Origin of the sequence: Chitinophaga sp. OAE865, from assembly GCF_040546735.1 — a bacterium.
Taxonomy (GTDB): Bacteria; Bacteroidota; Bacteroidia; order Chitinophagales; family Chitinophagaceae; genus Chitinophaga; species Chitinophaga polysaccharea_A.
Genome location: NZ_JBEPOF010000001.1, coordinates 924,314 through 937,663 on the forward strand (window position 1 = coordinate 924,314; position 13,350 = coordinate 937,663).

The following is a 13,350-nucleotide window of genomic DNA, read 5'->3' on the forward strand; positions in this document are numbered from 1 at the left end:
ATGACAGAAAAAGAACACTCCGTACAACAGTTTCTTAACCTGGCCAATCGCGCCGGCAGGGGAAAGTTTAAGATCTATATCGGTATGAGCGCCGGTGTAGGTAAAACCTACCGCATGCTGCAGGAAGCGCATACCATGTTAAGAAACGGGGTGAATATCCAGATTGGGTATATCGAAACCCACGGGCGTGCGGAAACGCATGCCCTGCTGGATGGCCTGCCCCAGATACCCCGCAGGCAGGTATTCTATAAAGGGAAAATGTTGGAAGAAATGGATCTTTCTACCATCCTGCTCCTGGCGCCCGACTGGGTAGTGGTGGATGAACTGGCCCACAGCAATATACCCGGCTCCAAAAATGAAAAACGCTGGCAGGATGCGGTAGACCTGCTGAATGCAGGGATCAATGTTATTTCTGCAGTAAACATACAGCATATTGAAAGCATTAACCAGGAGGTGAAATCCATCACCGGCGTGGAAGTGCAGGAGCGTGTTCCGGACCTGGTGCTGCAAATGGCTGATGAAGTAGTGAACATCGACCTCACAGCTGATGAGCTGATCACCCGTCTGAAAGAAGGTAAGATCTATGACCGCTCCAAAGTAGAGAGCGCACTGAGTAATTTTTTTCAGGCAGATAAGATCCTGCAATTGCGGGAACTGGCATTGAAGGAAGTAACCACACAGGTGGAAAGAAAAGTGGAGATACAGATCCCCCGTAACCTGCAGATGCGCCATGAAAGCTTCCTGGCCTGTATTTCCACCAACGATGAAGTAGCCCGGAAGGTGATCCGCAAAACAGCCCGGTTGGCTGCCTATTATCATGCCGATTGGTTTGTATTGTATGTGCAAACACCTGCCGAGAGCGCTGATAAAATTGCACTGGCTGCCCAACGTCATCTTATCAATAACCTGAAACTCGCTACAGAACTGGGTGCTGAGGTTATACAGGAGCATAACGCCAAAGTATCGGAAGCTATTATTAACATTGCATTGGAAAAACGGGTCACCACAATTTGTATGGGAAAACCGCATATCAATCTTTTCCGGATCATTTTGCGTACCAACCTGTTTAATCAATTGTTGAAAACGCTTTCTTCCAACGATATTGATATTATCATATTATCATGAGCACGTTCAGATTAAAAACAAAGATTACGCTTGGGGTATTGTTCCTGTACATCATGCTGCTGGTGGTGAGCATACTTGGCTATTACTATCTGAACCGCCTGAACGAAAAGGCGAAGTTTATTCTGAAGGATAACTATGAATCACTGGAGTACGCGAAAAATATGCTGGCAGCTCTGGAAGATCTGCCGGCACATCGTGCTGCTGCCATGCAAACTTTTTCCCTTAACCTCAAAAAGCAGCAGGCAAACGTAACAGAAAGAGGCGAGAAAGACGCTACTGCAGCAGTTACCCGTATTTTTGAACTGCTGCAAAAAGATTCTACCGTAGAAATAAGCGCCATAAAAAGGAATATCTATACCATCATGGATGTTAATATGGCGGCCATTGTGGGTAAAAATGAAAAGGTAAAGAAAACGGCGGATAACGCATTGCTTTATATCGCTATTATCAGCGGTCTTTGCTTCGTGCTGGGCTTTACTTTTGTTTATAATTTCCCGGGATATATTGCCAACCCAATAGGTGCGCTCACACAAGGCATAAAAGATATCGCCAACAAACAATATGGGAAAAGGCTCTACTTTAAATCCGGTGATGAGTTCGGCGATCTGGCCACTGCTTTTAATACAATGGCCCAGCGGCTGGATGAATACGAACATAGTAACCTGGCGCGTATTGTATTTGAAAAGCAGCGCGCAGAAGCCGTGATCAGCAGTCTGAAAGACGCCACCATAGGATTTGACGTGAATAACGTTATCCTCTTTGCCAACACCCCTGCATTACAACTGCTGAATATGCAGGAGAAAGACCTGATAGGGCAGGCGGCGGAAGAAATCTCCAAACGGAACGACCTGCTGCGTTTTCTTGTGAATACAAGCGAAAATGCCCCCCTAAAGATAGTAGTGGATGGAAAAGAATGTTTCTTCACCCGGGAAACAACAGATATCCGGCATGAGGAAAAACGTATAGGCTATGTAGTGATCCTCCGGAATATTACCACTTTCAAAGAGCAGGATATTGCGAAAACACATTTTATCGCTACTATTTCGCATGAGCTGAAAACGCCATTGGCAGCGTCCGACTTCAGTATTAAGCTCCTGGAGGATGAACGCACCGGAATGCTCAGCGATGAGCAGAAAGAGTTGCTGGATAGTTTGAAGCAGGACAACCGCCGCATGATAAAAATTGTGAGCGAACTGCTTGACCTGTCGCAGGTGGAAAGCGGTAATATACAGCTGCAGCCACAACCTGTTGCAGCTATGAACATTGTGCAGTATGCCATGGATACTGTTCGGAAACAGGCGGCCCAGCGGGAAATTACCATCCGCACCCAGGTACCCGATACATTACCAAAGGTGCTGGCTGATGTGGAAAAAACCGCCTGGGTACTGGTGAACCTGTTAACCAATGCTATCCGCTATTCCGCTCATGGCGCTGCTATAGACCTGGCAGTGACTTCTACCGGAACAGAAATGTTATCATTTGTGGTACAGGACTACGGGAAAGGTATACCTGAAGCTTTCAGGGGAAAGATCTTTGAAAGATTTTTCCAGGTACCGGGAATGAAGGGCCAGGGAAATGGGCTGGGACTGGCCATTTCGAAAGAATTTATTGAAGCCCAGGGAGGCATTATTGGTGTAAACAGCGAGGAAGGAAAAGGAAGCCGGTTTTATTTTACACTTCCGGAGGCATAAATTTTTCAGGCTTGATCAATATGTGCTTTTACAAGATGTACGTGCCGGTAATAGATGTTCATAATTTCCTGCAGCCGGTCAGGTATGCTGTCCAGGTGCTCTTCCAGCCTTGCATCCCTTTCAATAGACCAGGCAACTTCCGATGCATACTGCATACCTGCCATGTTCAGGTTAAATTTCATCTGGTGAGCCAGCATATAAAGTGGCTGCCAGTCTTTTTCTGCCACCAGCTGGCTCATCTCTGAAAATTTCTGGGGAATGCTATCCATGAGCTCTTCCAGCATTATTTTTACATGCTCTTTCTCGCCCGACATCATACTGTATACAGCAGAAAAATTCAGTTCGCTGAGCGGTGTAATTACCGCCTCTTCTTTTACGGGAGCCGGTTCAGGCGCCTGTTCCCCCAGTCCTTTCAGGATCTTATGAAACAGGTCGGCACGGTCAAATGGTTTTGAGATGTAATCATTCATACCTGCTTCCAGGCAGCGTTCTTTTTCGCCTTTCAGCGCGGAGGCAGTCATAGCGATCATATAAGTTTGAATACCTTTCGCGCGTATGGCCTGTGTAGCCTGGTACCCGTCCATTCCAGGCATCTGTATGTCCATGATAATACAATCGTATTGTTTATAGTCCAGTATTTCAAGTGCCCATTTGCCGCTGTTAACCACGTCTGTTCTGGCGCCTGCGTTGCGTAGTGTATGGAATACCACCTGTTGGTTAATGTCATCATCTTCCACTACCAGTATGGTTTTTCCCTGTAGTGGTTTTTCTATGTGATGCAGGTGCCCTTTCTCATCCTTACCGGCAATGTTTTCATTGTTCCGGTCGAATGGCAGTTCAAAGTAAAAGGTAGCCCCTTCGTTCAATTGGCTGTTCACCCGGATAAAGCCATGTTGCAGGGTAATGAGCTCCCGGGTGATGGCTAATCCCAGGCCGGTACCGCCATACTTGCGGGCATTGTCTGCATGTGTTTGGGAGAAACTTTTAAAGATCAGCTCATGCTGTGCCGGATCAATGCCAATGCCGGTATCTTTTATCTCAAAGCCCAGCCGTAGGGCGTTGGCGTCTTCTTTTACCAGTGATACTTTCACGCTTATTTTTCCGGCAGGCGTGAATTTAATGGCGTTTTCCACGAGGTTGGTGAGTATCTGCTGGAGTCGTACCTCATCTCCCAGCAGGTAGGGTGTAACAGCTTTATCTATCTCATCAAAGAACGATAGTCCTTTTTGCTGTGCCTGAAGTTTCAGGGGAAAGAGGGCATTGTCCATTACCTCATAGATATCAAATGGTTCCCGGAGCAGCAGCAGTTTACCGGCTTTTATTTTTGAGAAGTCGAGGATTTCGTTGATGATCACCAGCAGGCGGTTAGCGGATGTTTTAATGGCGCCGGTGTATTCCAGTTGCAGGGGCGACAGCTGGCTTTGCTGCATCAGGAGGTTGGTCATGCCGATAATACCGTTCATGGGCGTACGAATTTCGTGGCTCATATTGGCCAGGAACATTTCCTGCGCGCTGATGGCTTCCTGTGCCAGGTTATTGGCATTTTCAATGGCGGCGATATAGTTGTTCTTTTCCGTGAAATCCTGTCCTATACCGCAGATGCCGATCATTTCACCCTCTGCGTTCCTGAGCGGGAATTTGGTGATGAGGAAGTGATAGATTTTATCATTAACGGTAAAGCTCTGTTCAGATTTAACCCTCGTGCCGGATGTAATTACCTCCCGGTCAAGAGCGGTATACCGTTGTACCCAGTCGTAAGGCAGTTCTGCATCTGTTTTACCGATAATATCCTTTTTATCTATGCCGTGTACTTCGGAGAACCGGTTGTTCACAAGCAGGTATTTTCCGGGCATATCTTTTATGAACATCATTGATGGCATATAGTCGATAATTGCATCCAGCCGTTCCTGGAGATACATTACCTGGTCTTCGCTTCTTTTTTCCTTGTCGATATCCCTTACAATGCACTGGAATTCTTTTACCCGGCCGTCTTCCCCATAAACCAGGGCGGCCATCTGCTCCACCCATTTTTTTGTGCCGGAACGGGTAATGATTTCAAACTCCTGGGAGGTATAGTCGTCGCCGGTTTTAACCTGATTCATATAAAAAGCTTCCAGTCGTTTCCAGGTGGGCTCGTCAAGGAACATGGAGTAGTGTTTGCCAACGAGTTCCGTATTGGTATAGCCCGTCATTTCAGCGGCGCGTTTGCTCACGTAGGTAAAGATGCCATCTACCTGCGATTTATACAGGATCAGCTCTGTTTCTTCTGCCAGTCGCAGGAAAGATTGCTCTCTTTTGTACAACTGGTTATTTCTCTGCTTCTGTTTTTTGAACATCCGGTATAAATAGCGTGATTCGCCCAGTAGCAGTACCAGGGTGAACAGGCTGATGGTAATGGTTGTCCAGAAGGAGTACAGCGTATAGCGGTTGTCTTTATCTATCCGTGCAATCAGTTTGGTCCGGTTTTCCCGCATGAAATCATTTACTTCTTTCCTGATGCTGTCGCGGAACAGGGCGTTTTCAGGTGCAATAGCCAGTTGCCTGGCCAGTGCCGGTTGGGAGGAGGCCAGGTCAAGGATACGCCTGTTGTAATTAATCTTTTTCCGGAGAAGTGTACTGAAGTTATCCAGTATTTTTTGAGAAACCGTATCACCGGGCATGCTGGCGGCAACAAATTGCAGAATGTGCAGCATACTGTCTGGCAGGGCATAGTTGGCTGCCGGAATAGTAGCCTGGTTCATCAGCAGCATATCGCGGATGCTGTTGGTGTAATTATTATCCAGCATCGCCGCTTGTCTTACTTTATCGATCAGAAGGTTGGTTTGTATCATGCTCTCAGCGGCGCTCCTGCTTCTTTTTTTTATCACCCAGGCGTAGTATACAAAACCGATGAGCGCCATAAGTACTACCAGGATAAGTACGAGAACCGTATTTACAATTTTTTTCATGCGTACATTTTCAACGACTCTTTAATAGCATTGGCAGGGGTTATGGGGGTGGTGATGGATTATTTATTCAAATTAGGATATTTTGCGGCAATATTGCTGTTCATCTTGTTCAGTATAATGTGGAGATCAGGAAAAGATTATGGTGGCCGATATTTGTTTTTCTGTTACTTTCGGCCTGCGAATGTATTATCGGGATGAATGTTTTTGCAATATTTTAACCAATTGTGTTACAATCATTCCATTATATTTGCCTAATATTCTTTTTCCTAAGTATGTATAATATATGAAGAAAATAATTTTTACCCTGGGTCTGATAGCTGTTTCTATTGGAGTTTTTGCGCAGGATGGTGGCTCGCCGATGAATAAAGCGGTTAATAAGGTTACCCATTCCAACGACTTTTTGATGGTACAGTTATCATACGATGGCTGGGCTGGTGCGCCTGACAGTATTAAGAGCGGCCTTAACAGGGGTTTTAATATCGCCCTGATGTACGATTTTCCGTTCAAGAAGTCCAAATTGAGCATGGCAGCAGGTTTAGGCTTCAGTACCAGCGGTGTTTACCTGAAAGATCATACGATGGATATACAGGGGAAGCTGAATCCCAACCAGGTATCTTTCCCCACCTCTACTGCAAAAAAGAATAAAGTAGCCACCACTTACCTCGAAATTCCTATTGAATTAAGATACCGCAGTGTGCCTGATAACGCCAATAAAGGCTTTAAAGCCGCTATAGGTGTGAAAGTGGGCGCCCTGGTGGATGCTCATACCAAGATTAAATATACCGGCGCCAACGGCAGCAAGGATATTGATAAAGATGCCAACAGGGGATTCTTTAACCCATGGCGCTTTGCGGCAACCGGCCGTGTAGGTTATGGTAATTTTGCCCTGTTCTGTGCATATTCCCTGAATCCGTTGCTGAAAGATAATGCCAGCAACAACCTGGATATCAGGCCTTACCAGATCGGTATTTGCTTAAGCGGATTGTAACAGCCTCAGGGCTTTTATATAAAGGGAACGGCCCGGGTATTGTACCCGGGCCGTTTTTATTGGAAGATGATCTGAGCGGTTGGTTTACTCACCTTTAAATACAGGCTTTCTTTTTTCGAGAAAAGCCTGTATGCCTTCAGCATTATCCGTGGAGTTGCCTGCAATTTCCTGGCAATAAGCCTCGTACTCAAGCACCTCATCCAGGTTGTCTGTCATGCCTTTGGTGAGCATTTTTTTCATGAGTGCAATGGCTTTCGTAGGTGCGGCAGCGTAATAAGCGGCTTCCGCCTGCACGGCAGCATCCAGTTCTGCTGCGGGCACTACTTTGTTTACAAGTCCCATTTTCAACGCTTCCGCCACGGGTATCTTACTGGCTTTGGTAGCCAGTTCAAACGCCCGGTGGTAGCCTACAGTACGGGGCAGGAAATAGGAAGACCCGGAATCCAGTACCAGTGCAATGTTCACAAAGATCTCTATCATGGTGGCTTCTTCGCTGGCAATAATCATATCACAGGCCAGTGCAATGGAGCATCCTGCGCCGGCGGCCACGCCATTAAGCCGGCAGATAACCGGCTTGGGCATGTTGCGGATGGCGCGTATAATAGGGTTATAGCGCTTATGCAAAGATTCGCTCAGGTCGCGTTTCCCAGACTCCATAGATGCCTTGAGATCCTGCCCGCTACTGAAAGCCTTTCCGGCGCCGGTTAACACTACTACCCGCACTGCCGGATCTTTTTCTGCTTTTTTTAATGCGTCCTGCAGTTCATAGCTGAGCGGGTCATTGAAGGCATTGTATACTTCAGGTCTGTTTAAAGTAATGGTAGCAATACCATCCCGGATATCCAATAATAAGGCAGTCATGGTAATATGATTTACAGGGTTTCTTTCAGCCAGTTAAAGAATTCACGTTGCCATACAATGGCGTTCTGCGGTTTTAATACCCAGTGATTTTCTTCCGGGAAATACAGCAGCTTGCTTTTGATCCCTTTCAGCTGTGCCAGCTGGAAGGCCTGCAGTCCCTGTTCAATAGGAACGCGGAAGTCGATGCCTCCCTGGATGATAAGAATGGGTGTATTCCATTTATTGGCGTATTCACTTGGATTAAAATGCTTGTAAGTGTTGGCATTGGCAGCATCCCAGTAAGCGCCGATGTCCCAGTTGGCAAACCACAGTTCTTCTGTAGTGCCGTACCAGCTTTTCAGGTCAAATAAGCCATCGTGGGCAATAAAGCTTTTAAAGCGGTTTTCGTGTACGCCTGCCAGCATATATACGGAGTAGCCGCCATAACTGGCGCCTACAGCGCCCAGGCGGGCTTTATCCACATAGCTTTCCTTGCTTACGTCATCAATGGCGCTGAGGTAATCTCTGATGGGTTGTCCGCCCCAGTCCTTGCTGATGGAAGCATTCCATTCTACCCCATGCCCCGGCATGCCCCTTCTGTTTGGCGCCACTACTATGTAGCCCTGGGATGCCATCAGCTGGAAATTCCAGCGGTAAGAATAGAACTGGGATACGGCAGATTGAGGGCCGCCCTGGCAATACAGCAGGGTAGGATATTTTTTTGCAGGATCAAAATCCGGCGGGAAAATCACCCAGGTAAGCATATCCTTGCCATCAGTGGTTTTTACCCAGCGCTTTTCAATTTTGCACATACCTATTTTATCGTAAGCGGCTTTATTTACACTGGTAAGCGGGGTAACGTCGCCTTTCTTCAGGTCTACGGTAAACAGTTCCGCTGCGTGGTTCATATCCGTGCGCGATACTACCATCGTATTGCCGGCCTGGGCCAGCATGTCGTTGATGTCAAAATCGCCGGTGGTTACCTGGCGTATATGCTTTTCCGTTGTTTGCGCAATATTTTTCTGCAGGGTAATTTCCAGCAGCTGTTCGGTGCCTTTAATCACTGCAAGGAAGTATATTTTTTTCCCGTCGCTGCTGAAGCGGGAGGAAGCGGCCGTACCATCCCATCCTTTGGTGAGGTTGGTAATAACGCCGGTAGCGCGATCCATAATGATCACATCATTTTTGTCTGCTTCATAGCCATCGCGGGCCATGCTTAACCAGGTAAGGTATTTGCCATCCTGGCTGAAAGCCGGCGCCACATCATAGCCCATCATTCCTTCGGAAAGGTTGCGCGTGGTTTTAGTGGCGAGGTTATATTCGTAGATATCAGTATTGGTGCTGACAGCGTAATCTTTCCCGGATTTCTTCTTACAAACATAGATCACACTTTTGCCATCGGGGCTCCAGATCATATCTTCAGGGCCACCGGAAGGCATTTGAGGGCAGTCATAGGGCTCTTCCGCCATAATGTCTATGGGTGTGCCTACTTCGCCATTATTGTAAGTAGCATAAAAAACGTGTGAAAAACTGCCGTCCTCCCAGGTATCCCAATGGCGGTAGTTCAGGTTATCATAGATCTGTACATTGGATTTTGGAAGATCCGCGTAATGATCGCTGCCGGAAATTTTCTTTATTTTCACATCTTTTGAAAATAAAATATGCTTCCCGTCGGGGGAAATACGGATATTCTGCATACCGCCTTCCACGTTGGTTTTCTGTACCGGGTCGGAACCATCGGCATTCATTTCATACCATTGCCCTTTCAGGGAAAACCCGATCCTATTCCCGGGTAAAACGGCTACATCGCCTTCTGCACCGGGTGTTTGGGTAAGCTGTTTCGCAGCGCCACCCGACAGTGGAATAGCGTAGAGGTTCTTCTCGCTTTTGTTTTCCGTCATATTGACCTGGGATACGCCATAGATAACGGTTTTCCCGTCAGCGCTCAACGCCTCCCCGCTCACCCGTCCAAGTTGCCATAGCAATTCGGGTGTCATCTTATCCTGGGCTACTGCCATAGTTGATATTAATAGTCCTGTCAGTAAAAAAGGTTTAAACATGATATCGAAAGGTTGTTTTGGATCGGGTAAATGTAGGAAGAAATGGCTTAGCGATTAAATTCTGTGTAAATTTGCTCCAAATTCAGAAATAACTTGATTGAGAAAAAACAGGTAGTACAAAAAGAGGAAAGAGCCGTTATAGTAGGCGTTATCACTAAAGACCAGACAGAGCGCCAGGTAAATGAGTTCCTGGATGAGCTGGTGTTCCTGGCGGAAACCGCAGGTGCTGCTACTGTTAAGCGCTTTACCCAGCGGCTGGCCCATCCCGACAGGGCCACCTTTGTAGGAAAAGGAAAGCTGGAAGAGATCCAGCAGTTTATTGCAGGCAGGGATATATCACTCGTTATATTTGATGATGAGCTAACGGGCTCTCAGATCGCTAATATTGAAAAGGTGCTTAAGGTTAAAGTAATAGACCGTAGTGACCTGATCCTGGATATTTTTGCACGGCGCGCACGCACAGCCCAGGCCAGAGTACAGGTAGAGCTGGCGCAGTACCAGTACATTTTACCCCGGCTGCGTGGTATGTGGAGCCACCTGGAAAGACAGGGGGGCGGTATCGGCAGCAGAGGCCCGGGTGAAACGGAAATTGAAACAGACCGCCGTATTGTGAAAGATAAAATAGCGCTCCTGCGTAAACGGCTGGAGGATATAGACCGGCAATCCCTTACCCAGCGTAAGGAACGCGGCGAATTTATCCGGGTGGCGCTCGTAGGTTATACCAACGTGGGGAAAAGCACCCTCATGAACCTGCTCAGTAAAAGTGAAGTATTTGCGGAAAACAAACTGTTTGCCACATTGGATACTACCACACGCAAAGTGGTATTCGATCAAACGCCTTTCCTGCTCAGCGATACCGTAGGTTTTATCCGTAAACTCCCCCATCACCTGGTGGAAAGCTTCAAATCAACGCTGGATGAGGTGCGTGAAAGCGATATCCTGATCCATGTGGTAGATGTATCCCATCCGCAGTATGAAGAACAGATTGAAGTGGTGAACCGCACGCTGCAGGAACTGAAAGCGTTTGAGAAACCTACTATCATGATCTTTAACAAGATGGACCTGTATGAAGCCAACACCTTTGATAAATGGCTGGAACCGGAAGTGAAACAAGACATCCTGGATAACCTGAAACAGCAATGGGAAACAAAAACACAGGGAAACTGTGTATTCATATCCGCGCTGGAAAAAAGGAATATCGAAGAATTGCGTAAAACGATCCTTGATAAGGTAACCCAATTGTACAGAGACCGCTTCCCCTACAAAACAGAATTCTTCTACTAATGGCCAAAGAATATTCCTGGTATAAACTGGAAGAAGGCCGTTTACCCTTTGCAGAGAAGGAGATCAGCGTATTGGAGGTAAACGGAAAGAAGATCTGCTGTACCCTGTACGAAGGGCAGCTTTTCGCCTTTGCATTTAAATGCCCCCATGCCGGGGGGATTATGGCCGACGGCGTAATAGATGCCGCTGGTAACATTGTATGCCCCCTGCACCGTTATAAATTCAGTCTTAAGAATGGCTATAACAGCAGCGGTGAAGGATATTACCTGAAAACATACCCTATTGAACAGCGTGAAGACGGGCCCTGGCTGGGCATGGAGAAAAGCGGCTGGTTCTGGTAAAGCAATTATCTTTTTGTTAAGTGTGATCGTCATATTTGAAGTAACCGGTATATGCCTGTAACTTTTCGTTATGCTGACTACAACTGTTACACGCTCATTTGTTCTTTCTGAGAAACAAGTATGGCGACTCATTATTGCCATGCTGGTACTATTACAATTCAGTGCCCTGTTTGTGCCGATCCTGGAGCCCGACGGCGCCCTGTATGCCGGTATCGCCAAAACTATGGTGATTAAACACGACTATTGGAATCTCTACGCCGATGGCCACGACTGGCTGGATAAGCCTCATTTCCCCTTCTGGATGGCTGCAGTTAGCTTCCGGCTTTTTGGGATTCACACCTGGTCATATAAATTGCCCGCTATTCTTTTTTTACTGATGGGAGCCTGGTATACCTACCGCTTCGCCTTTCATTTGTATGATGAAAAAGTGGCCCGTTGGGCAGTGTGCATCCTGCTTACCGCTGAACATCTTGTGATTTCCAATAATGATGTGCGTGCAGAGCCTTATCTCACCGGGTTGATCATTGCTGCGGTATATCATTTTTATCGCCGTCGCATTTTGCCTGGCGCCCTTTTTACTGCCTTTGCCATCATGACTAAGGGAATGTTTGCGCTGGTGCCTGTTTGCGCCGCTATTGGCGGCCATTTGCTGTTTATGCGCAATTGGAAGGAACTGTTCCACTGGCGCTGGGCATTAGCAGCCATATTAATTGCCCTTTTCATTACCCCGGAACTATATGCCTTGTACCGGCAGTTTGACCAGCACCCGGAGAAAATTGTATTTGGTGCTACCGGTGTATCGGGTATCCGCTTTTTCTTCTGGGACAGCCAGTTTGGCCGATTTATGAACACCGGTCCTATCAAAGGCTCCGGCGATCCGTTCTTTTTCTTTCACACGCTTCTCTGGGCTTTTCTCCCCTGGTCGGTAATGCTGTACGCGGCAGTTATCATCTTTATAAAAAAATGGAAACAACAAAAGGAGTATTACTGCATTTGCGCAGCCCTAGCCACTTTTGCGCTGTTTTCGCTCTCCCGTTTCCAGCTTCCGCACTACCTGAATATCATTTTCCCGTTTTTTGCGATTCTGACCGCACAGTATATTTTATCGCTGCACACGGAAAAAGGGCTGAAATTCTTCCGGGTTACACAGTATACCATCATTATCCTGATAGCTGTTGCCGGCGTGGTGATCGATCTTTTATACAAGCCAGCCATGCATTATGCCTGGCTGCTACTGGCCGGAGCCCTGCTCCTGCTATACCTGTTGCTGCATTACTGGCTGGATAAATCTACTCGGCAGGCCGTATTTTATCGTACCATTTCCATCAGCATTTTGCTGAACCTGTACCTGAATACCATTTTATACCCCGATATGATGCAGTACCAGAGCGGAAGTACGGCTGCTGCTTATGCCAATACGCATCTTCCGGGTAAAAGTATAGGGCTGTACCAGGCCAATTCCTACGCCTTCGATTTTTATTTGCAGGCTCCTGTGCTTCGTCCGGATTCAGCATCAGGGCTCATTTTCACCACCCCTGATGCAGTGGCTTCGTTGCAGCGGCAGGGATATACCTGTACTATTATCCGGTCGTTCCCGCATTTTTATGTGAGCAAACTGGATCTGCCTTTTGTCCGGAGGGCTACGCGGGCGGGGGCTTTAGGAGAAAGGCAGCTGGTGGCAGTAAAAAAATGAAATTGTCCTAAGCCTTATTGGAGGCGGATTTCGGGGAGAGGTTCAAAAAAATTTTTAGAAAAGTGAAATAAGATTTTGCAAAAATGAAAATTTCCCTATTTTTGCAATCCCAAATCGCGCAAACGATACGGGAAACACTCCTCCTTAGCTCAGTTGGTTAGAGCATCTGACTGTTAATCAGAGGGTCGCTGGTTCAAGTCCAGCAGGGGGAGCGAAGAAAGGGCCTGGCAATTTGCCGGGCCCTTTCTGTGTTAATAGATATAGGGATAACTTGTCAGTTTACAACATTGACATGGTTTTGGCAATTATGGTAGCTGTATTTCCGCGGATTAATACCAGGTTATTATTGCCTATTGTATAGGTATTGAGGGGCGATTAAT

9 protein-coding genes and 1 tRNA gene are annotated in these 13,350 nt (G+C 46.9%); 7 read left to right on the forward strand and 3 right to left on the reverse strand.

Annotation, left to right across the window (positions count from 1 at the left end; translation table 11 throughout):
• Positions 1-1,125 (forward strand): sensor protein KdpD, encoded by a 1,125-nt coding sequence (locus tag ABIE50_RS03935; protein ID WP_209855585.1) that lies wholly within the window; start codon positions 1-3, stop codon positions 1,123-1,125.
• Positions 1,122-2,816 carry a sensor histidine kinase gene (locus ABIE50_RS03940; RefSeq protein ID WP_209855583.1) on the forward strand — a complete coding sequence of 565 codons (1,695 nt, stop codon included), beginning with the start codon at positions 1,122-1,124 and terminating at the stop codon, positions 2,814-2,816. Before ABIE50_RS03935 ends, ABIE50_RS03940 begins: the two co-directional genes overlap by 4 nt.
• Positions 2,817-2,821: 5 nt before the next feature.
• Here the strand turns inward: ABIE50_RS03940 and ABIE50_RS03945 are convergent, their stop codons facing one another.
• Positions 2,822-5,764, reverse strand: coding sequence for a hybrid sensor histidine kinase/response regulator (locus ABIE50_RS03945; protein ID WP_209855581.1), 2,943 nt, complete (start codon positions 5,762-5,764; stop codon positions 2,822-2,824).
• 283 nt (positions 5,765-6,047) lie between these two features.
• Here ABIE50_RS03945 and ABIE50_RS03950 point away from each other — a divergent pair, with 283 nt between their 5' ends.
• Positions 6,048-6,752, forward strand: a complete 705-nt coding sequence (locus tag ABIE50_RS03950; RefSeq protein WP_142684392.1) for a porin family protein — start codon at positions 6,048-6,050, stop codon at positions 6,750-6,752.
• Between the two features lie 84 nt (positions 6,753-6,836).
• Here ABIE50_RS03950 and ABIE50_RS03955 read toward each other — a convergent pair whose 3' ends face one another.
• Both ABIE50_RS03955 and ABIE50_RS03960 read right to left on the reverse strand, forming a co-directional pair.
• Positions 6,837-7,613: an enoyl-CoA hydratase-related protein gene (locus ABIE50_RS03955; protein ID WP_209855579.1), complete on the reverse strand. Its 777-nt coding sequence runs from the start codon at positions 7,611-7,613 to the stop codon at positions 6,837-6,839.
• An 11-nt stretch (positions 7,614-7,624) separates the two neighbouring features.
• Positions 7,625-9,610 carry a S9 family peptidase gene (locus ABIE50_RS03960; protein ID WP_354027863.1) on the reverse strand — a complete coding sequence of 662 codons (1,986 nt, stop codon included), beginning with the start codon at positions 9,608-9,610 and terminating at the stop codon, positions 7,625-7,627.
• A 135-nt stretch (positions 9,611-9,745) separates the two neighbouring features.
• Between ABIE50_RS03960 and hflX the strand changes: the two genes are divergently transcribed.
• The 4 genes from hflX to ABIE50_RS03980 all read left to right on the forward strand — a co-directional run bounded on the left by hflX (position 9,746) and on the right by ABIE50_RS03980 (position 13,182).
• Positions 9,746-10,936 carry a GTPase HflX gene (gene hflX / locus ABIE50_RS03965; RefSeq protein WP_142684389.1) on the forward strand — a complete coding sequence of 397 codons (1,191 nt, stop codon included), beginning with the start codon at positions 9,746-9,748 and terminating at the stop codon, positions 10,934-10,936.
• Positions 10,936-11,277 (forward strand): Rieske (2Fe-2S) protein, encoded by a 342-nt coding sequence (locus ABIE50_RS03970; protein WP_142684388.1) that lies wholly within the window; start codon positions 10,936-10,938, stop codon positions 11,275-11,277. Before hflX ends, ABIE50_RS03970 begins: the two co-directional genes overlap by 1 nt.
• 70 nt (positions 11,278-11,347) lie before the next feature.
• Positions 11,348-12,970, forward strand: a complete 1,623-nt coding sequence (locus tag ABIE50_RS03975; RefSeq protein WP_354027864.1) for an ArnT family glycosyltransferase — start codon at positions 11,348-11,350, stop codon at positions 12,968-12,970.
• Between the two features lie 138 nt (positions 12,971-13,108).
• Positions 13,109-13,182, forward strand: a tRNA-Asn gene (locus tag ABIE50_RS03980).
• Positions 13,183-13,350 lie beyond the last annotated feature (168 nt).

Excerpts from the sequence above, each read along its gene's own strand:
- ABIE50_RS03975 (WP_354027864.1), top strand. The coding sequence starts at position 11,348 with ATGCTGACTACAACTGTTACACGCTCATTTGTTCTTTCTGAGAAACAA.
- ABIE50_RS03955 (WP_209855579.1), bottom strand. The coding sequence starts at position 7,613 with ATGACTGCCTTATTATTGGATATCCGGGATGGTATTGCTACCATTACT.
- ABIE50_RS03945 (WP_209855581.1), bottom strand. The coding sequence starts at position 5,764 with ATGAAAAAAATTGTAAATACGGTTCTCGTACTTATCCTGGTAGTACTT.
- ABIE50_RS03960 (WP_354027863.1), bottom strand. The coding sequence starts at position 9,610 with ATGGCAGTAGCCCAGGATAAGATGACACCCGAATTGCTATGGCAACTT.
- ABIE50_RS03940 (WP_209855583.1), top strand. The coding sequence starts at position 1,122 with ATGAGCACGTTCAGATTAAAAACAAAGATTACGCTTGGGGTATTGTTC.
- ABIE50_RS03935 (WP_209855585.1), top strand. The coding sequence starts at position 1 with ATGACAGAAAAAGAACACTCCGTACAACAGTTTCTTAACCTGGCCAAT.
- ABIE50_RS03970 (WP_142684388.1), top strand. The coding sequence starts at position 10,936 with ATGGCCAAAGAATATTCCTGGTATAAACTGGAAGAAGGCCGTTTACCC.
- ABIE50_RS03950 (WP_142684392.1), top strand. The coding sequence starts at position 6,048 with ATGAAGAAAATAATTTTTACCCTGGGTCTGATAGCTGTTTCTATTGGA.